Consider the following 23,258-nt stretch of genomic DNA (forward strand, 5'->3'; position numbering starts at 1 on the left):
ACCATTGCACTCTTAGAGAGATATTGGTCAGATAAAAGCGAACGAATATCCACTTATGGAAAAAGTTCGCTTTTTACCCTTATCGAGCACCATTCCATAAGAGGGGGATTGGGGGTGGCTGGCTTACTTTTCATCTTATATCCATCCACTGTGATAATTGAAATTAAAACATTCGGACGAGTTAAAGTCAATCTTACAATAGCACAATAAAAAAGTCGAAAGTGATACCGCATCTTTTCAAGAAGTAGCACTCTTAACCGCCCCTAACATGTGTCTTAATTTAATGAAAGTATCTTACAGTTGAACGATGAAATGACTGTTCATTTCTACCCACTTTTTTAAAGTTCCTTTTACAGAAAAACATTTGGTCAGCTGATATTCGGTACGAGCAAAAAATGTTCATGAATGAGAAAGAATAGAGAAAGGAGAGATTTTTCAGATGAGTGATTGTTTAGTCGTCGTTGGAGCGGGAGTAATGGGGCGGGGAATTGCTTATGTCGCTTCATTAGGTGGTTATTTTGTGAAGCTTGTTGATATGAAACAGGAAATACTTGAGCAAGCAAAAGTAGAAATTAACAAGCTTTATGAGAAAGGAATCTCCCATGGGAAGGTAACGGAAGCTAAGGCAAATGAGGGAAAGGCTAATATTTGTTATGAAACAAAGTTGGAAACAGCAGTAAAAGATGCCACGATTGTTATTGAGGCAGTACCTGAAGTGAAAGAAATAAAAAGGAAAATATTTGAAAAAATTGATCGTGCTGCACCAAGGAACTGTGTGTTTGCTACAAATACATCGACTATGAGCCCAACGGAAATAGCTTCATATACAACCAAACCAGATTTAGTCATTGCTATGCATTTTTTTAATCCAGTTCATAAAATGCCACTGATTGAAATTATACGTGGCTTGGAAACAAGTGATGAGACAGCTGAATTCGCTGAAAGAGTTTCTCGGAAAATGGGGAAAGAAACAGTGACCATCCATGAATTTCCTGGATTTGTAACAAGCCGTATTAGCTGCTTAGTTGGGAATGAAGCATTTTATATGTTACAGGAAGGACTGGGAACTCCGGAGGAAATCGATAAAGCTATTAAACTGGGATTAAATTATCCGATGGGACCGTTTGAGTTAGGAGATTTAGTCGGCTTAGATACAAGACTTCATAATCTCCGCTATTTACATCAAACATTAGGTGATAAATATCGTCCCGCACCACTTCTAGAACAATATGTAAAAGCTGGAAGATTAGGACGTAAAACAGGGAAGGGCGTTTACGACTATGAAGGAGAGGGAGATGGATGAAAGAAGTTGTCATTGTTGATGCAGTAAGAACCCCAATCGGTCGATATAATGGTTCTTTAAAATTTGTACGTCCGGATGATTTAGCGCAAGCGGTAGTAAAAGGGATCATAGATAGACAGCCAAAACTACCGGTAGAAGCAATTGAAGAAGTCATTATTGGTAATGCTAATGGTGCAGGAGAAGAAAATAGAAATGTCGCTCGCATGGCTGCACTACTTGCTGGACTTCCTGTTCATGTAACCGGCACAACAGTGAATCGCCTTTGTGGCTCAGGTTTGGATGCAGTTAACATGGCAGCACGAGCGATTATGGTTGGGGATGGGGACATTTATATAGCTGGAGGAACAGAGAGCATGACAAGAGCTCCATTTGTTCTGTCCAAACCTGAATTGGGATTTTCACGAGGGAATAAGACGTTAATTGACACTACCATTGGCTGGCGTTTCATTAATCCAAAGCTGGAAGCAATGTATGGTACTGATTCCATGCCGCAAACTGCAGAAAATGTAGCAAAACGATTTAATATAACGAGAGAGGAACAAGATGATTTTGCCTATGATAGTCAAATGAAGGCGAAAAAGGCATTAGAAGCGGGAAGGTTTAACGATGAACTCATTCCGGTTACGTATACGTTCAAAGGGGAGGAAATTACGGTCGATAAAGATGAGCATCCACGTCCAACAACAACCCGTGAAAAATTAGCCAGCTTAAAGCCATTATTTACAGGAGGAACGGTTACAGCGGGTAATGCTTCAGGAATAAATGATGGAGCATCGGCATTGTTATTAATGAGTAAAGAAAAAGCGGAACAATTAGGTATCGAGCCTATGGTACGCTACATAGCGAGTGGAACTGCCGGACTTGAACCTGCCATCATGGGACTTGGACCTATTGAAGCAACTAAAAAAGCATTGCAACGAGCCAATTTAGAAGTAGCAGAGCTTGAATTAGTCGAATTAAATGAAGCATTTGCATCACAGGCACTTGCATGTATAACACAACTTGAGTTGAATCCCGATATCGTAAATGTAAATGGAGGAGCGATCGCATTTGGTCATCCACTAGGAGCAAGCGGATCGAGAATCCTCACGACATTAGTGCATGAAATGTGCCGCAAGGATGCTAAATATGGTCTTGCCACGATGTGTATCGGTGTAGGCCAAGGGATTGCAACTATTGTTGAAAAGATGTAAATGGAGAGGAGTGTAGGAATGAGTCATGTTTTTTTGGAAAAGAAGGAACGAATTGCCTATATTACAATGAATAGACCCGAAGTATTGAACTGTTTTAATTATTGTACATTGCTAGAGTTAGAGGAAGTAATAGAAGATTTGTCGATCGATCAGAATATACAAATTGTGGTCATTACAGGAAGCGGTGATAAAGCCTTTAGTGCAGGAGCTGATTTAAAAGAGCGCAGACATTTAGGAAAGAAAGAAGTAATCCGGAATGTAAAAAAGATTAGTTCTGTGTTTGAACAGGTTGCAAACTTACCTCAACCGACGATTGCATTAATAAATGGATATGCATTTGGTGGAGGTTTTGAACTTGCGCTTGCTTGTGACTTTCGTATATCCGTTTCTTATGCGACAATGGGACTAACGGAAACAAGTATGGGAATCATTCCTGGTGCTGGTGGTACGCAGCGACTCCCAAGGTTAATAGGACAGGCGAGAGCAATGGAGTTGATTTTAACTGCGAAACGAATATCTGCGGAGGAAGCTTTTGAATATGGTCTCGTTAACAAGGTGGTAGAGCCGCAAGAACTTTTAGAAAGCTGTGAATTATTTGCTGAATCGATTATGAACAATGCTCCAATTGCAGTTCAGCAAGCAAAATTTGCGATTCAAAATGGGATGAACACGGATCTAAAAACAGGGATGAAACTAGAAGAGAATGCATACCGACTGACGATTCCAACAAAAGATCGAATAGAAGCACTTGCAGCATTTAATGAAAAAAGACCTCCCCAATTCATTGGTGAATAATATCTATTGCTGCATCGAAAGCGATATCCGTTTTTACATTTTTTAAAGTAACTTCATCTAGTTATGTTCTAAAAACGTAGCTTCTTACGATAGGTTCAATCTAAAGGAAGGTCAACTAAAAGCGGGCTTGCCGCTCAGTCGTCGTTTTAGAGACATGTATCTTTTATCCCGAATGTAAGGAGCCGTACTTCCTCATTTCAAAATTGTGCTAATGATGTTGAGAACATGATGGGAAAAACGGGTCCTAAATCCCCGATCGTTTAAGGCCTTTAGGTCATACCCTTGCGGTACTAACATTCAAGGAGAAAAGCACTCCTTGAATGAAGTTTCCCTTTATCTCGTCTGAAGCTCTGCCGTTTGTATCCCACTAACCAGGCGATTCCAGTTTTGGTTCCACTATAGGAAAGTATAAAACTAAAGGCTTTATCGTATAAGAAAAACTACAGCTTTCGCAAAGGATTTGGCGACAAGCCTAGTTTTTCTAAGCTTCATGGAACGTGTTTATCCCTGATGAATGGTTACACAGCAAAAAAGTTGATTTAACAGATAAAAAGGATGATCAAAATGCAAAAGAAACTGAATACACGTTCGATGATTTTTACATTGTTTGGCGACTATATCCGCTACCATGGTAATGAAATATGGATGGGGAGTCTGATTAAACTATTGGAACCGTTTAATCATAATGAGCAAGCTGTACGATCAGCTATTTCCCGAATGAGTAAGCAAGGGTGGGTTGTCAGTCGTAAAGAGACCAACAAAAGCTATTATTCATTAACCGAGCGAGGAAAGAAAAGAATGGAAGAAGCGGCCGGTCGTATCTATAGAATTGAGGCGGAGAAGTGGGACGGAAAATGGCGTATGCTTCTATACAATATTCCTGAGGAAAAAAGGCAAATTAGAGACGAGTTGCGAAAAGAGTTGATTTGGAGTGGGTTTGGTTTACTATCCAATGGGGTTTGGATTACACCGAACAATTTGAAAAATCAAATTAACGATATTATTGATAAATACAATATAAGAGAATGTGTTCATTTTTTTACAGCTGACAATGAAGGTCCACAATCGAATAAACAGATAATAACGAACTGTTGGGATATTGACCATATCAATAAACAATATCAAATGTTTATTAAGTTTTATGAAGGGGAAATGGTTGAAAATCGTCAAAAATTAGAGGAAGGGAAAATGAGTAATCAAGATTGTTTTGTAGAACGTACGCTGTTAGTTCACCATTATCGTAAGTCACTTTTTATTGATCCTGGTATCCCGCAAGAGTTATTGCCCGAAAAATGGCTGGGTGAACAAGCAGCCAAGCTGTTTAGCAGTTATTACAACATTCTTGCAGAAAAGGCAAATGCATTTTTTGAGAAGGTTTATGCAGAAGGCTATACGAATCAAAAAAATATGAGTACTCCAACTATCTCCAACTTTTTTGAATTAGTAAATATACCTGACTCATCTGACGAAAGATAGGGAGTGGTGACCGTCGTAAATAAATTAACCCAATTATTGAATATAACGTATCCCATTATCCAGGGAGGGATGGGAAATATTAGCGATCCGTATCTCGCTGCAGCTATTTCCAATGCGGGAGGACTAGGGACAATTGGTGTTGGAGATTTGCCGGTAAATGAGGCAGTTTATAAAGTCACGGAAATGTTGAAGCAGACGTCAAACCCGTGTTGTGTAAATATACCGATCGCTGTTCACCCGAATGTTAGTCACATCGTTCAACAGATGATTAATCTAAACGTTCCAGTTGTTTCACTATCCGCAGGCAATCCTGCTCCGTTCATTTCTTTATTCCAACAGCATAAGATAATTGTCATATGTGTGATAGCTACTGTTCGACAGGCAAAGAAGGCAGAAAAAGCAGGAGCCGATATTATTGTATGTGAAGGCTATGAAGCAGCAGGGATTAATGCCAAAAATGAAAGTACAACGATGACATTAATCCCACAAGTTGTTCAACAGGTAAATATCCCGGTTGTGGCTGCTGGAGGAATTGCCGATGGAAAAGGACTTGCTGCAGCTTTGGCACTTGGCGCTTCCGGAGTACAAATGGGAACTCGTTTTATTGCCACAAAGGAAGCGCCTTACCATGAAATATATAAACAGGCAATTATCCAAGCTACGGATGAATCAACCGTTATTGTCGGACGTAGATTTAATCGCATTCGGAGGTTAATCAGAAGCGAATATACATCCAAACTGTTAGAGATAGAAAATAAATATGATGATTCAGCGTTATTTTCCGAGCAGACAACAGAAACCCATCATAAGATAGGAGCTCTCGATGGTGATATGAAGAATGGATTTATTAATGGAGGACAAATTGCTGGTCTTATTGAGGACTGTCCTTCCGTATATGATTTGCTTGAAACAATGACAGCTGACGCCAAACAAATATTAAAACAAAGCTTGGGGAAATTAGAGTAGCGTAGTTTCATGTTATAAAAAAGCGGTCTTTCTTAATGAGATTGCTTTTTTTAATGTTCTTGGAAATTATCATTTTTACATAGTTATAAAAGCAGCTTTTTTAGTTTTACGTGCGCAAGCTGTTGCAAAGTTGCTTGTTTGGTTCCAGTCGATATCCATCGTTTCATTATATTCTATATGGTTATATTAATTTTGTTTAAAGCGAGAAAAATACGTATTCTTACATGTGGGAGAAAAAATCCTTCCACATAAAATTTTTATACACGTTAATGTAAAATGAAATTTGCTGCATCATTTTTACTTTTTATTAAGGTCCATTCCACCATGAAAAACAGATAATGAAACTAATTTAATATTATAAGTTAGTATAAAATCTACTATTACCATGGTAACCCTAATCGTTTCTACTATTGCTACTAAAGCTACTAATACATCATACCGGCTTGTATAATCGTTTAGCAGTTTGTATAGCTAGGTTACTTTAAAACAAACTTTTTTATGTGTTTAGTTGCTCCTTTAGTAAAGAAAATGCCCATGCATTCTTCAATTAAACTAGCGATCTCATCTAGGCTTTCGTGTGTAGCTGGAACACTTATATGGTGTCAATGTATTTGTGTTATCATCGTGTACATGAAACTTAAGATTGCTCATCTATTAAATACCGTCGCAAAAAATTTTCTCGTAAATCATTAGGGGATAATTACACTTGTCTTTTCGTTATCTTTCTAACAGGATTATTCATAATTGGTTGAAAAACAACATTATGTTTTTCTTCATTATAAGAAGCAGATATATATCTCGAATGTAACGAACCGTAGTACTCAATCTGCTTTTTATTTTGCAAACTTAATGAGAGAAAGGCACCTAAATTCTCGATTCGTTCTACTAACATTTAGTAGGGGATAAAGAAAAATCTCTGCTGAATGAAGTTTAAGTTTAAAATAATTCGCATCTTTTAAAGCACTTTTTCCTATTTGAGGAAAATTCAAAAGTTTTTTGCCGATTTTCTGCCCAAAAACAGATGAAAAATCGGACTATTTTCTCAATAGGGTATTATTTGAATTTATGTTACAATATAACTATACATATAAAAGTACTAATTCTAGAATGGCAGGTGGGAGATTGATAGAAATTGGTTCTTTTATTAAATTAGAACGAACGAAGCGTAATATGACACAAGGGGAATTATCAGAGGGTATTGTTTCATTATCCTATTTATCAAAAATAGAAAACAAAAAGACAAAAGCAAGCCCGGAAATTATTCAATTACTTTGTGATCGATTAGGAATTGAGGTTATGGATGGAACGGATTTACAGATTGAGGAGAAGTGCAACGAATGGTATGACATGCTATTTGACCGATATGATAAGCAAGTTATGATAGCGAAGTACGAAGAATTACAACAGCTAATGAATCGAAGCATTAATAATCATACACTTATGTTTGAAATTCATCAAATTCGCTACTATTGTGTTTTACGTGATCTTGGAAAAGCGTTACAGAAAATGAATGAAATCCATAACATGGCTGATTCATTTAATTATGAAGAAAGTTATTACTGGCATAAATTTAAAGGAAACTATTATACATTTAAAGAAGAATATGATAAAGCGATCAGGAGTTACAAATTGGCAGAGGAACAGATTCGGTTAGCCAATATTGACGAACAGGAAATTGCTGATTTGAATTATGCTTTATCAATAGCCCACAATAATCTGTGGGAAGATCTAGAGGCTATTGATTACGCAAAGCTAGCAATGGAAGTGTTTCAGCGGAATTATAATTTTATCCGCTGTGCACAATGTCATATCTTATTAGGGATATCATATCAAAGAATTAAAAAGCCGGAAAGAGCTCTAAAACACTACAATTTGGCAATGCATTTGGGAGAATTAAATAAAAGTCAGGATATCATTTATCTAACGCATTATAATTTGGGGTATTTCCATTCAGTAGTAGGAAATTCCGAAGAAGCCATCAAACATTATTTAATAGCTATAGAAGAAAAAAATTTAGAGTATAAAACTAAATTAGAAACGTTTACTCGGTTAATCCAAGAGCTTTATACAATTGGGGATTATGAAAAAGCAAAAGCATGTTTGCAACAGGCTAAGGAAATACTGGAATTAGCTAAATGTAAATATGATAAATTCTATAACAATTTTTATGACTACATTATTCAAGTATATACGTATTTGCTAAATGGCGATGTAAGAAAGTTTAGATCAATATTAGCAGATGACTTTATACCTTATTTAACACAACAGGAAGATTATGGAAATTTAGTATTTTATGCAGAACTGTTAGCTGTTCAACTAGAGAAAATGGGTAAGTATAAGGAGTCTGTTCAATATTATAAAGTAGCAAACAGGAGTTATAACAAATTAATCAAATTATAGAGGAGGGATAGAAGATGAGAAAATTAGTAGTATCAGTAACATGTGGTGCACTGCTTATTGGAGGGTTTTTATTTACCAATAAACAATATGAAGACACAGCATCCCTAACGCCTACTCCTACGGCTAAATCAACCATTCCAACCAGCAATTTGTGATAAAAAACCCTAGAAAAATTGAGTCCCTTACTTTTTTCTATATTTTCGATACTTGAGTATAAGGCGCTCTTGTAAATCCCAGAAAAAATAAAGCGTGAGCTTGAGCTCATGCTTTATTTTTTCTTATATAGTTAGATATAAATTCACTAACAAAAAAACGATGAATCCCGCTATTAACAATAAAAGTGAATTTATCTTGATATCTTTATTAAATAATTCAAGAATACTATTAATGAATAAAATCCTGCCAATAAAAAAACGACCAGTATAAGGCTATATTAATACTTGTTTTATTTGGATTTTTACTTGGTTTAAAGAACAATAAATCATTCGGTATGGGTTTAAAAACAAAAGTGCAAATACATAGATCATCAGAAGTTTTATTAACAGATATACTTTTTGATAGGTAGTAGGGGGCTTACCATTCGCCCCCTACATTAAAAATTGATATATGGTATATAATTCATCTGTACTATTTTAAAATTTGTTTAAAATCTTTGCCTTTTGCTACATATGTATCAATGGATAATTGGATGAGTTCAAGGTCTTTTGCAGATACGTCACGAACTATTTTTCCTGGCGAGCCAACAACAAGCGAACGAGATGGTATTTTTTTCCCTGGTGGTATAAGGGTGTTTGCACCAATAATGCATTCCTCACCAATCTCAACATTATCTAATATCGTTGATCCCATTCCGATGATCGACCGCTTCCCTACCTTACATCCATGGAGGATAACATTATGCCCAACGGTAACTTCGTCCTCCACAACTACAGGACAACCTTCAAATAAATGAATGGTAGAATTGTCTTGAATACTACATTTTTCTCCTATCATTATTGAATCTTCGTCACCCCTTAACACCGCATTAAACCAAATAGTAGATTTTTTTCCGATGGTTATATCTCCGATCAAGTATGCTCCTGGCGCGACAAAAACGCTTTCATGAATGGATGGCTTGTGATGGTTGTATGGAATAATCAACATATCACCTCTCGAAATAGTTTGTATTTTAAGTTAATTATAACATTTTATAGTTAATTTGAGGAGCGGAATATAAGTTGAAATAGTTCTATATTACGAAACACTTAACCATAATTAGCTTGTCAGGCGATTTTGTATCTAATGGAATAAAGGCATTATGTTAAAGGAAACAGTTCGTACGCGATCTTCTACATGGTTGTAACTACAATACAAAGTCACACAGAGATAGAATATAATCTGTGTGACTTGCTTGATCAATACTCACTAATAAAGAGATCCATGTTTTAGAAAAGATAACATTCTAATTGATTGATTTTCTCAGTCCATATATTTCCGGATTGATATCTTTAACTCTTGGAATGCGACGTAAATCAGATACGATAAACCAAACGAATGAAATAGAAAGCATGCCAAGACCGCCAATAGCGAATACAAGTTGCCCGCCTAAAACCGATCCTAGTGTTCCCCCAATCAAAAACCCAATAGGCATGGCTGCAGAGGATACACTTGAAATAACAGAAAAAACTCTTGCTAATAGTGAATCTGGAATAATGCGTTGACCGGTTGCTGCTAGAAGTACCTGTGTAGCGCCAAGCGGTATAAGGGAGATGCCGTATAAAATTACAGCTGGTATATCCCATGGCAGAAATGCGGAACTAACCCAAAATGCGGCACTAATCATATATGTTACGATCATTGTCATTCCAAGTGGAAAAGTTCCGGCAAGCGAGCTTAACAATGCCCCAATCAAAAAGCCTGCGGAAAATGCTCCCATTAGAAATCCATATATAGCGGATCCTCCTCGAAAATCTGCATAGACAGGCATCACCGCCAGGGCGATACCGAAAGAAAAGTTGGCTATAATGGTAGCGATGAAAAACTTGCTAATAATCGATTGAAACACATACTGAAATCCTTCTCTTAAGTCTTTCCCATACTTTTTAAATACTTCTGTCAGTCTCTGCTTTTCTTGTTTCTCTTTTCCGTTTGCTTTTAAAGCAGGCATTGACCAAAACAGGAGTAAGGCGACAGTAAAGACAATAGAATCTAATAAATAGATAGTGATAGCACCAACCATGTTTATAAGTATGCCAGCAACGCCATTAAACGTCATATCGATGCCCTGATTGGCGAAAGAGAAAAGGGAGTTTCCTTTAATCAATTCGTCTTTTTTTAATAATTTTGGTAAGGCTACTGTTTGCGCTGGATAAGAAAACTGTTGAATACAAGATATAATCGGCATAATGATAAGTACAATCCAAACATGTAAATTTCCCGTATAGTGAGCAATTGGGATGATAAGTACTAAGATAATTTGGCATACCTGTGTTATCATTAATGTTTTTCGTAAGGACCACCGATCAATAAAGGGCCCAGCTAAAAATTGAAAAACATGAGGGATTCTTGTCAAAAATCCAGCTAAGCCAGTGTAGAATGCAGAATGACTTAACTCATACACTAACCACATTGCTGCAATAGCATACATACTGTCGCCAATATTGGAAGCAATTTTTCCTAAAAAAAGCTTTGTAAATTGTTTATTTTTTAATAGTATCCACATAGAGAAAAACCCGTTTCTTCTATATTATTTTATCCTATATCTAACGTGACCCAAGACCTGCCACTTCAAGAGTAGAGAATACGAAGAAGTTTAAATAAGAGATAACGACAATTACATATCCAACTCGTTTGAGACAACAGGACATGGAAAGTTTCGGCAGCAACACATCGCGATTTTTCAAGGACAAGAAAAACTTCGATAGCGATACTTCGCACAAAGAAAATGCCCAACTAAAAGAAGGTTCACTTTATTCAATTAAGTGATCCCAAAGCCATTGCTCTGGATATTTAGCAATCCATTCTTCTCCTTGTGCAAATAAATTCTGCAGGAAGGTAGACTGAGATAATGTGTTAGGATCAAGTGTATCTCCAATCATAAAACGAACTTTGTTCTCCTTTTCATTCCAAATAGAGCCAATCGGATATACTTTCGCTGATAGACGTTTAGCCAGTACATAAACACCAATTGGAGCTTTAAATGTTCCTCCTAAAAAACTTATTTCTTCTTCCTCTTGATTAATTCCATATGAAAACTCTGGAAAGATGATGCCGGTTGCTCCTCGCATAATAGATTTTGCGAATTTTAAAGGACTTGTGTGTGAAGGAACAGGAACCATATTTGTAGAGGTGCTGAATGTTGATTCAAGGTATGTATCCATCCAGTGAAGAATAATATCTATTTCATCACTATTTACGAGTATAGTGGTTTTATCAAAGTAACGTGTAATTAATGGCATGGACATGGTATGCATTCCCATATGAAAAGGAGCTAAAATAATCCGGTTTTTCGAATGGGGTGTTTCGATCATTTTTAACATGCGATCACTCTCTGGTTCGATTATTTGATCGTATTGTTTATGGTATAAAGCCAGTGATAAGTAGGTCCAAGCAGACTTTCTTTTTTCTGCAAATAAACTATAAGCATGACTGATTTCCTCTGCATGTGGCTTTAGAGCTGAAAATTTATTTATGATATTTACGTATTGCTGTTGATTTTTTTCTCTGTTTGAATCGAATTCCGTATCAACGATACTGTTAAAAAAATGGTTTGCTAGTTTTCGTTCTTCTTTTGTTTGAAAGGGGATGCTTTTCCAAATAGATTGGAAATGTAATAAATTATTAAAGCTTAAAATTGACATGTATAATCACCTTCTTTTTTATTGTTTAGCAAACGATATCTGTTTCTATATTATGGATCACTTTAAAAAATAAAGTCGTCTAGTTAAGTGCTCAAGCTTAGCAAACTTCGCTCTTTATCCTACGATCAGTCAACATCGGCTCGAATCTAAAGGAAGGACATAATAGCGAGATCGTCGCTCAGGTGTCGGCATACCCCTGTTTTAGAGGCATGTTTCCTTTATCTCGATTGTAAGGGGCTGTATTTCTATCATTAAAAAAATCTCTTATTATATCATGAACTTTATGAAAGAAATGGTTTTTAAATTCCCAATTCGTTTGGCGACAGAACAAGTAAAGCTTCTTGAATAAGCATCGCGATTTTTCAAGGACAGAGAAGCTTCGGCAGCGATACATTGCGGTTTTTCAAGGAAAGCATTCTTTAAATAAAGTTTCACGAGTATCTCATCACAAGTTCCGTTACACGTCGCTAGCCGAGCGCTTCTAGCTTTTGTTCTAAGTAAAGGAATTTAAAATAACAACGATTTATTTCATATTATCAAGATTTAAAAAGTTTAAAGTTTTATAGTTTCTTTTATTATTTGTGACGTTCCAATATATTCTGTTGTTAAAACGGGAGACCATTAATCTTGTTGAACGTGCTTTTTTAATCTATGATGTAAAACTAGCAAGATTCTTCCGTATATTAGCACACATCTCACAATTTGAATTACGTGAACCAGATCGCCAATTGAATTTTCCAGTTTCTAAATCAAAATCACCCATTCCATTTACAAGCAATGGTTTTGTTAGTTTTGTAATAACAGCAACTGTGTCTGAAATAATAAAGCTTACTAGAATTTGTATCAATGGGTTAAAGGAACCGGAAATACCACGAATATGTTGATGAACACTATGGATATCTTTACGGTCAACAAGCTGATCATAACATTTCCAACACCCGGTTACTCCAGGAATCACAGTAGTACCTGTACTAGTAGAATGACCGTGATAGCCACCACCAACAATATGTGGAATGTTGAGTTTTGTTAAATAGGGAGTGATCCAATCAGCCAGTGTATCTACGGAAGGTTCATCAGCACATAATATTACTACCGAGCAAGTTTTTAGTTTTTCTAAGATGTGTGGAGAGAGCTCCTGTGTAATAGGGGAAGCCAGCCCCTCTATCAACGTTCCGTATCTATTATGTAATATTTCTTTTAAAACGGTAACTTTTAGCTCGCCAACAGAACTTTTAGGATATAACGATTGATGAGTCAGGTTGTGAGTGCTCACGTGATCATGATCAATAAGAATAAGTGAAGGCACTCCCATTGCCGTTAATTCATGTGCAACTCTGCTTCCAACGCCGCCTACTCCAATAATTCCAACTCGGGTGGAATTCCATGCTTGTTCACTTTCATATAATTTATCAAGAGAAGATGTTTGTGCAGCGAGGTAACTCCATAAACGGCTATCTCCTGTTAAATTCCAAGGTTGATTACCAGATAACAAGATTTTATCTTCTGATAGAGTTTGTAACGTTTCTTCTAATATTTCCTTTGAAATTTCATGTTGTTCTCCCCATAACAGAAGTTCTTCAAAGGTACGAGGTTGTTGTAAGTAGTTTAAAAAATCAATAAATACACTCATACTTTCGTATACAATGCTTTCGGAACGATTTAACAATTTACAAATAATTTGTCCATGTTCCGTTTCTTCTACCTGAACATCTGGTTGCTTTAACCAATATGTAGGCAATATAATCTCCCCCCGGAAAAAGAAGCCAATCCTGTAAAGAATCGGCTTCCTTTTGATTAGCATTTTTTGTTATCGGATGTAATTCGGCTTACACATTTTACCATTTCTACCACCACCTTGGTTTATTTATAAAATAGTATAATATCATTCCAAAAAATAGTCAAATTTGAATTTTTTGTTAAAGGAAATTAATAGATTTTTTACAATTTTATTACATTATATCAGTATTTTGAAATTTTAATAGAGTAAGACAAAAGAGTTATCTTGTATTTAAGCTATGGGAGGAAGCATATCTGTTGACCATGTCCATTTATGTGTGAAAATACCACCCTAGATGAGTTTCAAATGCTTCGGTTTGGTATCAGTTTAAGCCTTAACTTGGAGGTATGATAATTCAGGTTAAATATTGGCTAAAAATAGTAAAAGGAACAAAAGCTGTAAAGGTGTGGCTTTAGAATAAAGTCGTACGGTTTATAAAAAGGGTAAACCGTTTTCAGAATTCTATGTTATAATTAATTTACTAATAAAGTTCCAAATTTTTAATTTAGGAGTGACATGTGATCAGAAAGAAAATGTTAGGTTATCTTAGGGGTATTATTTATTCCGTTCATACTTGGGAGTGCTCCAGTTTCTGCTGAAGAAACTAATTCAAGTATGGAGGAAATGCAACCAGCTGTAACTATATATGACAATCTAATATCACTTCTAGCTGCTACTGCACCAACAAAAGTTAAATATCTTAATAACTTAGCTAAAAAGGAGGGTTTGGTGTCAATACGCACACTCGGGCCTCGAGTCCATTAGACGTATCTGAATCTTATAATCTTCCATTGAGTGGGTCACCATATACACTTATTACAAAAAAGTATTTCTATTTTCTTGTAGATAATCCAAAGCAGGGACAAACATATAAGGTATCGGCAATCAAATAATTCTCAAGAAGTGTTAGAAAGGAGATCCTTATGAAAAAAAACGTATTTTTATTATGCTAATTATGATAGCTAGCATAATTGGAACTTTTGCTTATTATTCAAATTCAAAAGAACCGATTGAGAAAACTATCGTAATTGACAAAAATGGGAAGGTAATAGAACCACTTAGTGGCGATAACGATAACTTGGGTCATTAGAATTATATTCATGGGTGTATAAATCCGATGTGCAATAGGGTTAAAAACCCTACTTTTAGTGTACTGTATACAGTCTCTTTTTTATTTGTTAACTTTTCGTTTTATAAATTCTTGATACGCCTTCATTTCTTCTGTATTCATATTTTCAGGTTCTTTCTTAATTGTAATTGCATGTAAGTCAGTAAGATATAAGAAATAACGCTCCCCATCTTCTTTAAGCTGTTTCAACTCGTCCCATTGAATTTTTTCAGTTAAATTTCTCGATTCTTTAGTGAACCCCTCTTCGGATAAGTTTAATGTAAAATCACCTAACTTATTTTTGTGTTGTTTAAGAATACCTTTAGATCGACTAATTATAGCATACTCATAGGATTTCCATACTACAGGGGTAAGAATTAAACAGAGTGCTAACCCAAACATAAAATTATCTGTTGAGAGACTGCTAAATGCGAGTATATATACCACAAAGAGAAAAAAACCATTAGTTGTATTATTCTAGTTCTCCTATGGACTTAGTGGTCTTTATAGCATTTCTTTGCTGAGCAATTAAATCTTTATCGGTTATACTGAATTTTGCAATCAAATACGCATCCTCTCCCTTTTTTATAATTTTAACATAATATTTTTTACATAAATGAAAAAATAAATTTTTTATGAAAATTATACAATATGGAACATTGGTTCTATTTGATGTGGTATAAATTCTAATATAGAAATAAAATAGGAGGGTTATAGTGTTAAAAAAAGAAGTGAAAGAAAAAAAGTAAAATACAAGTTATTAGAAAACCATTTAAAAAATTAGCTGCTATGTTCATTTACGGTACTTTCCAGAGAAATCTGTTGTAGCTACTTCTATAGAATTGGGTTATAGTAAAAATATTTGTTCCAATTGAGAAAAAAAGTATTAGAAAAGCTTCTAATACCGCTGAATGGTTTGTTAATTATTAGTTCAATGAAAGATGTCCATTTCATATAGATGACACAAAAAAAAACTGGTGTGGAAATTCCACATCTTTTTTTTTTTTTGAACTGTGTGGTACCCCTGTGTTTATCAAGATTCATTGCGATACGATGTCTAAACTATACCATTGACAGTCGTTTCATACTTCTTAATAATTCTTGGTTCATAATCATCATTTCGGTCTCTCCGTATTTAGATCTGACCGTTTTTTCTATACCCGTTTCGGCTATTACCAGTGTTCATTACCAGCGGTCCTGTGTTTCTAATAACCCAATTCTTCCTCCAACTCTGCTTCAAATACCTGGTGAAGGGTGTCCTAAAATAAACGCTTCATCATTTCTTTAACATCTCTACAGTACGACATTTCTCTGCCAAATCTTTCATGGTTTTCTCATGAAAAAGTCTTGCATAAATGATTATCTCTATTATTAATTTCTATCTACACAAAACTGCTAGACGTTTACCTCAGGTATAATCTGGGCTATTTGGATATATATGGTTTAGATAAAGAACTAATTTTTTCATTATTTGAGATAATGATCTTCATAAGTAACTGAAGTTCGCTGTCTTATCATGTCTTCTACTTGCTCGTTAAATGTATTCCAGCTTTGTTTATTTATGACACAATTATTATTTAAGACCACTTTTTTTATCCAACAAAGGTGTAACACTTTTGTTCCACTATAGGAAAGTATAAAAACTTTAGGCTTTATCCCGCATGTAAGGTGCCGTAAGACTCCTGCTTCAAGTCCTGAGTTCGTGCAAAGGGTCAAAGTGGGAGAAAACGGCACCTAAATGCCCGATTGGTTCAAGGGCCTTTAGGTCATACCATTAAGGTACTAACATTCCGTGTAAAAAGCATTCCACGGAATGAAGTTTCACTTTATCGTATAAGAAAAACTAGCCTTCACCATAAAGACATGGTGACAAGCCAAGTTTTTCTAAAGAGCTTTTATCGTTTAATCAGCTAACCAAAAAAGTTCATCACAATCCAATTAAAGCGCTTTATTTATTTTGTGATAGATTGTTGAAAATAGTCGTATTTCCTATGGTACGATCTTAATGAAGGTAAGGAGGTGAAGTGATGGGAGGCGATAAAACAAGAATCATAAAACATCTGATACTAAAAGATAATGTCCAAATTCAAGAGTTAATGATTGAGTTTCAATTAACCAAGCTTGAGGTCAGAGAAACGATTAACAAGATTAACGATTCCTTTAGTAAGAATGTTATTATTTCGAGTGATCAAGCAGTTTACATGACGGAAGCGGCTAAGATGCTTTGCTATAAGAAAATTTTTCGAGAAAAAGGAAAATTATTTAGTCATCATGAATTTGAGACTCGATACAATTTAATCATTATTGTATTGGCTGTAGAGAAAAAATATTTATCCTTATTAGAATTAGCAGATATATGTTTAGTTAGTAAAAACACGATACTAAATGATATGAAATTAATTAAACAGGATTTAGAGCAGAAAGAGATTGATGTAGACTATTCTCGAAAACATGGATATGTTATGAAAGGTTCAGAGTTTGCCATACGGAATTTGCTGGTGACAGCAGTAAAAGATGTACTTCGTTCTTTAGCAGGAAGAATATTGTTAGAAGAGAAAAACCTGGTAGACAGTTCAAAAATATTCCGATTACGAAAAAGACTGGAACGAGTAGAAAGCAGGATCGGTATAACATTAACCGATGAACAATTAGATGAACTACCGTATATTATCCATTTTGTTATAAAGCGAGCGAAGAAGCTAGATACGAAGTGGTCTTTTAAAATAGAAAAATATGATATTAAAAATACGGTGGAGTTTCCTGAAATTCGGCAAATGTTTTGGGATTATGATTTTTTAACGCAAAGTGATTTGCTCTATTTATCCTTACAAGTTCTAGCTTCTAATATGGTAGAGTCAGCACTTGCTATTACAGACGGTGATGAAGTATCAGAAGCTACGGATAAATTTATTGATAATATTGAAGCAAATTTAGCGATGCATATGCATCGAAGAAATGAATTAAAGAATAAAGTGCTGCTTCATATGAGACCTGCCATCTACCGAAGTTTACTCGGTTTTCAAATCAATAATCCATTAACACGAGAATTTTTGGATCAATATCATGAAATTTACTGTGTGGTCAAAAAATCGGTTAAGCCTTTTCAGGATATTATTCACAGAGAGCTGTCTAAAGAAGAAATTGTTTATCTGTGTATGATCGTTTTAAGTTGGATTTATGAAGCAGAGGAAACGGAAACGATATTCAAAGCAGTAGTGCTATGCCAAAGTGGAACATCTATTTCTAAATTATTATTAGTTACATTGCAAGCTATGTTTCCAGAAATAGACTTTATTGGTGCATATTCAGTAAGGCAGTTTGAGCAAGATGGGGAAGAAGTTGATTTTATCTTCACAACAGTTCCAATCAACGATAAAAGAGCAACGTTTATTGTTCCGCCAATATTGGATAGCCAAACTCGGATAGATTTAAGAAATCGAGTTCAAGGTGAGATGAGAAACAACAGCGATCCGTTAGTACGATCACTTATGAAGGTCATTCAGCCATATATTCCAAGTCAATACATCGATGTTGTCTCAAGAAAAGTATGTTGTTTGTTAGCAAAGCAACATACTTCAAAAGTACAAACAGATAATGGATCAGACCAATTTAAATTTTCCATTGATAATATAAGTATCCTAAAAGAAAGCATCGATTGGGAAGAACTCGTTGATATCTCAATGTTTCCTCTTTTTAGAAGAAACAGTATTACACAACATTATATAAATAAAACAAAGAACGTTTTTTATAGCAATTATGATCGAATGTTGATTGCTGAAAATGTTTATTTGCCTCATGTGGCTGCTAAGTTTGGGGTAAAGAAAATGGATTTTCAAATCGTCGTTTTAAAAAAACCAGCTTTTACACCTAATGGGGAAGAAGTAAAGATTGTTGTAGCCTTAGCTCCTTCTGTTGAAAATGATCATGTACCAACTTTAATTAAACTAAATAATCTGTTTATGGATAAAAACGTCATGTGTCAAATGATGAAGGAAGAAAATATATTCACCATCCAGAGCATTCTTAACAGTCTAGGAGGAGCAGAAGATGAATTTTGCAAATTTGTTTCAGAAGGAATTAATTAAACTACATGCTGAATTTAATTCAACAGATGAAATGTTTGAAGTGCTTAGTAATGATTTAATAGAAAACGGTTACGCAGAGACTTCCTTTAAACAAGCGATTATTGAAAGAGAAAAAGAGTTTCCAACAGGCCTGTCTACGGAAACGGTACAATTGGCAATTCCGCATACAGATACAAAACATATTAAAAAGCCATTTATATACGTTGTTAAACTAAATCAGCCATTGCGATTTTTACAAATGGCGACGACAGATACATGGCTTGATATAAATATCATATTTATGCTTGGAATAAAAGAGCCGTCAAAACAAGTTGGGCTGCTTTCATTAATTATAGATAAGTTCAAGGATGAGCAATTCGTGAACACGTTTCATTCTATTACATCCGAAGAAGAATTGCTGGCAATACTACAAGAACAATTTAGGAGTGAAGATGAATGAAAAAAGTAATTGTAGCCTGTGGTTCAGGTGTAGCTACAAGTCAAACAGTAGCATCGAAAGTGAAATCAATACTTGAAGAAAAAGGTGTTCGTGCAAGTGTAGAAGCAGTTGATATTAAGTCATTAGATCAATATATAAAAACGAGTGATGTTTATATTTCAATCACAAAAAATACAAAAGAATATGATATTCCTACTCTAAATGGAATAGCTTTCTTGACCGGTATGGGAATGGAAGAAGAAACACAAAAACTACTCGATGCGCTAAAGTAAATTGTACTTCTTTGATACTGGGTAATCTATGTTACGAAACGTAATCTAAATTGCCCAGTCAAGCTATGATAACTATTTATCTATTATTAGGGGGTAAAATCATGGACCTGCTAAAAACAATATTTTCATATATTTTAGATTTAGGTGCTTCTGTATTTGTTCCTGCAGTTATGTTGTTAATTGGAATATTTGTAAAAATGAAATTTAAAAATGCTTTAAGTGCAGCAATTACTTTAGGAGTCGCCTTTTTAGGAATGAACCTTGTGATTGGCTTTATGCTTGATGCTTTAACACCAGCGGCTCAAGCTTTAGCAGAGCGAACAGGGATTGAATTAACAGCTGTTGATGGTGGTTGGACAACTGCTGCTTCATTATCCTGGGCTTGGCCATATGCTTTTCTACTGTTTCCTATTCAGCTTGTCATTAATGGAGTGATGCTTCTATTAAATAAAACAAAGACATTGAATGTCGACTTGTGGAATGTATGGGGAAAAATTTTCACAGCTGTACTTATTTATGGTGTAACCGGAAGCATGTATATCGCCCTCATTGGTTCAGCAATTGTAGTTGTACTTGAATTGGTATTTGCTGATTTGAATCAAAAACAGATCGAGACGTTAACAAATATTCCAGGTGTTACAAGTTCCCATAACTTTTTCTTAATTGGTACATTATTAATGCCGATTGATTGGCTCTTAAGAAAATTTAAAGTATTTAATAGAGATATGGATGCAAGTGCATTAAAAGATAAAATTGGTATTTTTGCTGAAAATCATGTAATGGGTTTTATTATCGGGTTTCTTTTGGGCTTGGCAGCAGGCTATTCAGTAGCTGATTCACTAATTTTGTCGATGCAAGCAGCTGCCGCATTAACGTTATTCCCAATGGTAGCTAAATTATTTATGCAAGCGCTATCCCCGTTATCAGAAGCCATTAATGATTATATGAAAAAACGCTTTAAAGATCGGGAAATATTTATTGGACTTGATTGGCCGATATTAGCTGGATCAAGTGAGGCATGGGTTGTGATGACGATTCTGGTTCCGATTACGTTATTCTTTGCCTTTATATTACCAGGAAATGCAGTACTTCCATTTGCGGGAATTCTAAATATTGGGCTTGCTGTACCGGCATTAATTGTAACCGGTGGTAATTTGTTACGAATGCTGGTGATCTGTACGATTACCACGCCGGTGTTCCTATATGCCGCAACGTATTTTGCCGATATTATGACAAACCTAGCACATTCAACAAAAGCGGTTGAATTAGAAGCAGGTCAGCAAATCACCTGGAGTACGGTTGAATACCCTGCATTTAGATATATTTTAACGGAGCTTGGGAGTTTCAGCATGGTAGGAATTGGATTGGCTGTTGTATGGGCGTTAGGATTTATCCTGTACCGGAAAGAAATGTTAAAACGGACGGAAGAACTAAAGGTAGAAAAATAGTCGGTGATGAAAGGCTTTATCCTGAATATAAGATGCCGTAAGTCTTCGTAGTGAAGAATAGGAAGAAGCTTAAGTGGGGGAATTCTCGAATCGTTCAAAGGCCTTCAGGTCATACCCTTGTGGTACTAACATTCAACAGGAGATGAAGAATCTTGAATGAAGTTTCACTTTATACAATAACATTAAATCCAGCTATTGATCGATTATTATACTTGAATGAAAAATTGGAAAGAAGAAAAAGCAATCGAATTACGGAAGTTTCTTATGATATTGGCGGAAAAGGAACCCATGCTTCTTACGTTATGTCGAAATTAGGAGTAAAAAACCTAGCTCTAGGATTGGCAGGGAGTCGGAATATAGATAAGTTTAAACAGATTTTAAGTGAAAAAAACATGGAACATGACTTCACGATTATAGATGGTAGAACCACCAGGGAATGCTATATCATGATAGAACCGGAGCAAGTCTCAGCCGGCTCTATCATGTTGACAGAAAAAGGATTTCATGTAGAAGAAGCTGATATAAAGCGACTTTTTGAAAGGATAAAAGCCAGAGTGAAAGCGGAAGATATGGTATTAATCGCCGGTTCATTACCAACTAATTTCACGATCGATAATTTAAGACAATTATTACGTATTTTAAAAGAAATTGGTTGTTTTATTGCTTGTGACTTATCTGGTGAGGCAATTAAATTAGCTGTCAAAATGAAGGTAGATTTTATTAAACCAAATGAATTTGAATTAAAGCAGCTAAAAGCTTCTCATGAAAGTTTATTCGATACAGTAAAAAGACTAAACCAAGACATTGATTATGTAGTTACTTCGTTAGGCGAAAAAGGCAGCTACTGTGGGTATGATAGAAAGATCTATCGTGTCATTCCACCTAAGGTAAAAGAAGTAAACGATACTGGTGCTGGGGATTGCTTTGTAGGTGCCTTTTTAGCTGGGCTGGCGAATCAGCTTTCGATAGAAGAAATAGTAAAGCTGGCTAGTGGTTGTGCTGCAAGTAAAGTGATGAACAAGGATAGTTCAACGTTTGATGTGAAGACGGCAATGGAGTTAAAGCAACAAGTAAAAATCACTCAACTATAAGGTGGCGATAACATTGTTATATCAAGAGGAAAGAGAACAGTTGGCTGAGATTGTGAAAAAAATGTTCTCTCGATATGAGACGAATACAGCTGGGGGAAATGTTAGTGTCAGGATAAATGATCAACATATTATTATGACACCAACCCATATGTCGCAAAAATACCATTGTGATATATCCCCGTACCAAGTTTTAGTGGTGGATATGGATGAAAATATAGTTGAAGGTGATGGCAGAATTACAAGAGAAATTAATATGCATATGGCATGCTATAAACATAATCGAGAGATTGGCTGTGTACTCCATGCACATGCACTTCAGTCAATGTTTTTTGCAACGATGGGGATAGATATGCCCAATTTAACAGAAGCTACGCAAAAATTTGGGAATATTCCATGTCTGGATTTTGCTCCTGCAACTTCGAAAGAATTAGCTGAAAAAGTGAAACATTATTTGGAGAATAAAGCCTTAGAATCTGTAATTAACGCCATTTTATTGAATAAGCATGGGGTGTTAATAACAGATACAAATTTAATAAAAGCTTATGATAATCTGGGGCGTCTGGAATACAACGCATACATTGCCGAAAAAGCGTTACTGTTTGATAAGTTAGGCATTTGTAAGATTGAAAATAAAGAGCTGAATTATAACGTAGATGAATAAGGAAAAGCTTTTTCTTCAATTATGTATTTTTCTTTCGGCATTATGTCTGCTCATTTCCGTATTCACGAAATGGATGATTCCTACTATGTTAGCTCTAATTTTGGCAATCATAGCTCAAAGTAAATACAGAAAATGGTATCCCTATAAGGCAAGATCGTATAAGGAATTAATTCAGAAAAAATACGAGAAGGAGCAATTTAGTAAGTCGGAAAATAAATAATAATTAATCAATATCGATATTCAAAAAGAGGACAATGGATATGAGATCAGCTAAGAATTAACGTACTAAATTTTCTCTCGTACGATAGGGTATCTGTTATCCGAACCAATGTTAGCTCAGGTATCTCAGCACTTCGCCTTTCAATTTCAACATCATTAAAGGAAGAGAAATTGCGGTGCTTTACT

The 23,258-nt window shown here is 35.3% G+C and carries 19 protein-coding genes and 1 pseudogene; 13 read left to right on the forward strand and 7 right to left on the reverse strand.

Translation table 11 applies throughout. The features are described 5' to 3' along the window. Nucleotides 1–439: 439 nt before the first annotated feature. The 7 genes from BN1066_RS11710 (at nt 440) to BN1066_RS20265 (ending at nt 8,288) form a co-directional block, all read left to right on the forward strand. A complete protein-coding gene (locus BN1066_RS11710; protein WP_077319677.1) occupies nt 440–1,303 on the forward strand; it encodes a 3-hydroxyacyl-CoA dehydrogenase in 864 nt (287 codons plus the stop codon). Beyond that, entirely contained in the window at nt 1,300–2,496 is a 1,197-nt protein-coding gene (locus BN1066_RS11715; RefSeq protein WP_077319678.1) for a thiolase family protein, read from the forward strand. Before BN1066_RS11710 ends, BN1066_RS11715 begins: the two co-directional genes overlap by 4 nt. 18 nt (nt 2,497–2,514) lie before the next feature. Then, nucleotides 2,515–3,291: an enoyl-CoA hydratase-related protein gene (locus BN1066_RS11720; RefSeq protein ID WP_077319679.1), complete on the forward strand. Its 777-nt coding sequence runs from the start codon at nt 2,515–2,517 to the stop codon at nt 3,289–3,291. Nucleotides 3,292–3,855: 564 nt separating this feature from the next. Next, on the forward strand, nt 3,856–4,767 hold the full coding sequence (paaX, locus tag BN1066_RS11725) for a phenylacetic acid degradation operon negative regulatory protein PaaX (RefSeq protein ID WP_077319680.1): 912 nt from the start codon (nt 3,856–3,858) through the stop codon (nt 4,765–4,767). A gap of 6 nt (nt 4,768–4,773) precedes the next feature. Beyond that, a complete protein-coding gene (locus BN1066_RS11730) occupies nt 4,774–5,733 on the forward strand; it encodes an NAD(P)H-dependent flavin oxidoreductase (RefSeq protein ID WP_077319681.1) in 960 nt (319 codons plus the stop codon). A 1,122-nt stretch (nt 5,734–6,855) separates the two neighbouring features. Further along, nucleotides 6,856–8,133, forward strand: coding sequence for a helix-turn-helix domain-containing protein (locus BN1066_RS11735; RefSeq protein ID WP_179104367.1), 1,278 nt, complete (start codon nt 6,856–6,858; stop codon nt 8,131–8,133). Between the two features lie 14 nt (nt 8,134–8,147). Continuing rightward, nucleotides 8,148–8,288, forward strand: a complete 141-nt coding sequence (locus BN1066_RS20265) for a hypothetical protein (RefSeq protein WP_179104368.1) — start codon at nt 8,148–8,150, stop codon at nt 8,286–8,288. A 472-nt stretch (nt 8,289–8,760) separates the two neighbouring features. On the opposite strand, the gene BN1066_RS11740 is transcribed toward BN1066_RS20265, so the two are convergent. The 7 genes and pseudogenes from BN1066_RS11740 to BN1066_RS20810 form a co-directional block, all read right to left on the reverse strand. Further along, nucleotides 8,761–9,276 carry a gamma carbonic anhydrase family protein gene (locus BN1066_RS11740; RefSeq protein ID WP_143695799.1) on the reverse strand — a complete coding sequence of 172 codons (516 nt, stop codon included), beginning with the start codon at nt 9,274–9,276 and terminating at the stop codon, nt 8,761–8,763. A gap of 298 nt (nt 9,277–9,574) precedes the next feature. After that, nucleotides 9,575–10,834 (reverse strand): MFS transporter, encoded by a 1,260-nt coding sequence (locus BN1066_RS11745; RefSeq protein ID WP_077319684.1) that lies wholly within the window; start codon nt 10,832–10,834, stop codon nt 9,575–9,577. Nucleotides 10,835–11,081: 247 nt separating this feature from the next. Beyond that, nucleotides 11,082–11,972 carry an LpxL/LpxP family acyltransferase gene (locus BN1066_RS11750; protein ID WP_077319685.1) on the reverse strand — a complete coding sequence of 297 codons (891 nt, stop codon included), beginning with the start codon at nt 11,970–11,972 and terminating at the stop codon, nt 11,082–11,084. Between the two features lie 649 nt (nt 11,973–12,621). Continuing rightward, entirely contained in the window at nt 12,622–13,710 is a 1,089-nt protein-coding gene (locus BN1066_RS11755; RefSeq protein ID WP_179104369.1) for a ThiF family adenylyltransferase, read from the reverse strand. Nucleotides 13,711–14,285: 575 nt separating this feature from the next. Beyond that, a complete protein-coding gene (locus tag BN1066_RS19860; protein WP_143695800.1) occupies nt 14,286–14,492 on the reverse strand; it encodes a hypothetical protein in 207 nt (68 codons plus the stop codon). Nucleotides 14,493–14,920: 428 nt separating this feature from the next. Further along, a complete protein-coding gene (locus tag BN1066_RS11760) occupies nt 14,921–15,259 on the reverse strand; it encodes a YcxB family protein (RefSeq protein ID WP_077319687.1) in 339 nt (112 codons plus the stop codon). Nucleotides 15,260–15,920: 661 nt separating this feature from the next. After that, nucleotides 15,921–16,210: pseudogene (locus tag BN1066_RS20810) on the reverse strand (transposase); the annotation flags it as partial. Between the two features lie 674 nt (nt 16,211–16,884). Between BN1066_RS20810 and BN1066_RS11765 the strand changes: the two are divergent. From BN1066_RS11765 to BN1066_RS11790, 6 genes are all read left to right on the forward strand, one after another. After that, entirely contained in the window at nt 16,885–18,942 is a 2,058-nt protein-coding gene (locus BN1066_RS11765) for a BglG family transcription antiterminator (RefSeq protein WP_077319688.1), read from the forward strand. Further along, the gene (locus BN1066_RS11770) at nt 18,905–19,381 is read left to right on the forward strand and encodes a PTS sugar transporter subunit IIA (RefSeq protein ID WP_077319689.1); all 477 of its coding nucleotides are present in this window, start codon (nt 18,905–18,907) and stop codon (nt 19,379–19,381) included. The genes BN1066_RS11765 and BN1066_RS11770 overlap by 38 nt, the downstream gene beginning before the upstream one ends. Continuing rightward, complete coding sequence (locus tag BN1066_RS11775; protein ID WP_077302264.1) at nt 19,378–19,653, forward strand: PTS sugar transporter subunit IIB; 276 nt, start codon at nt 19,378–19,380, stop codon at nt 19,651–19,653. Before BN1066_RS11770 ends, BN1066_RS11775 begins: the two co-directional genes overlap by 4 nt. A gap of 101 nt (nt 19,654–19,754) precedes the next feature. Next, a complete protein-coding gene (locus BN1066_RS11780) occupies nt 19,755–21,101 on the forward strand; it encodes a PTS galactitol transporter subunit IIC (RefSeq protein WP_077319690.1) in 1,347 nt (448 codons plus the stop codon). A gap of 152 nt (nt 21,102–21,253) precedes the next feature. Beyond that, entirely contained in the window at nt 21,254–22,192 is a 939-nt protein-coding gene (locus tag BN1066_RS11785; RefSeq protein WP_077319691.1) for a 1-phosphofructokinase family hexose kinase, read from the forward strand. Between the two features lie 13 nt (nt 22,193–22,205). Then, the gene (locus BN1066_RS11790) at nt 22,206–22,853 is read left to right on the forward strand and encodes a class II aldolase/adducin family protein (protein ID WP_050351987.1); all 648 of its coding nucleotides are present in this window, start codon (nt 22,206–22,208) and stop codon (nt 22,851–22,853) included. The last annotated feature ends 405 nt before the right edge of the window (nt 22,854–23,258 follow it).

The sequence above is a fragment of the Virgibacillus proomii genome, assembly GCF_900162615.1.
Taxonomy (GTDB): domain Bacteria; phylum Bacillota; class Bacilli; order Bacillales; family Amphibacillaceae; genus Virgibacillus; species Virgibacillus proomii.

Bases quoted from the DNA above. Each gene is read 5' to 3' on its own strand.
- BN1066_RS11710 (WP_077319677.1), top strand. From the start codon at position 440: ATGAGTGATTGTTTAGTCGTCGTTGGAGCGGGAGTAATGGGGCGGGGA.
- BN1066_RS11715 (WP_077319678.1), top strand. From the start codon at position 1,300: ATGAAAGAAGTTGTCATTGTTGATGCAGTAAGAACCCCAATCGGTCGA.
- BN1066_RS11720 (WP_077319679.1), top strand. From the start codon at position 2,515: ATGAGTCATGTTTTTTTGGAAAAGAAGGAACGAATTGCCTATATTACA.
- paaX (WP_077319680.1), top strand. From the start codon at position 3,856: ATGCAAAAGAAACTGAATACACGTTCGATGATTTTTACATTGTTTGGC.
- BN1066_RS20265 (WP_179104368.1), top strand. From the start codon at position 8,148: ATGAGAAAATTAGTAGTATCAGTAACATGTGGTGCACTGCTTATTGGA.
- BN1066_RS11740 (WP_143695799.1), bottom strand. From the start codon at position 9,276: ATGTTGATTATTCCATACAACCATCACAAGCCATCCATTCATGAAAGC.
- BN1066_RS11745 (WP_077319684.1), bottom strand. From the start codon at position 10,834: ATGTGGATACTATTAAAAAATAAACAATTTACAAAGCTTTTTTTAGGA.
- BN1066_RS11750 (WP_077319685.1), bottom strand. From the start codon at position 11,972: ATGTCAATTTTAAGCTTTAATAATTTATTACATTTCCAATCTATTTGG.
- BN1066_RS11760 (WP_077319687.1), bottom strand. From the start codon at position 15,259: ATGTTTGGGTTAGCACTCTGTTTAATTCTTACCCCTGTAGTATGGAAA.
- BN1066_RS11765 (WP_077319688.1), top strand. From the start codon at position 16,885: ATGGGAGGCGATAAAACAAGAATCATAAAACATCTGATACTAAAAGAT.
- BN1066_RS11770 (WP_077319689.1), top strand. From the start codon at position 18,905: ATGAATTTTGCAAATTTGTTTCAGAAGGAATTAATTAAACTACATGCT.
- BN1066_RS11775 (WP_077302264.1), top strand. From the start codon at position 19,378: ATGAAAAAAGTAATTGTAGCCTGTGGTTCAGGTGTAGCTACAAGTCAA.
- BN1066_RS11780 (WP_077319690.1), top strand. From the start codon at position 19,755: ATGGACCTGCTAAAAACAATATTTTCATATATTTTAGATTTAGGTGCT.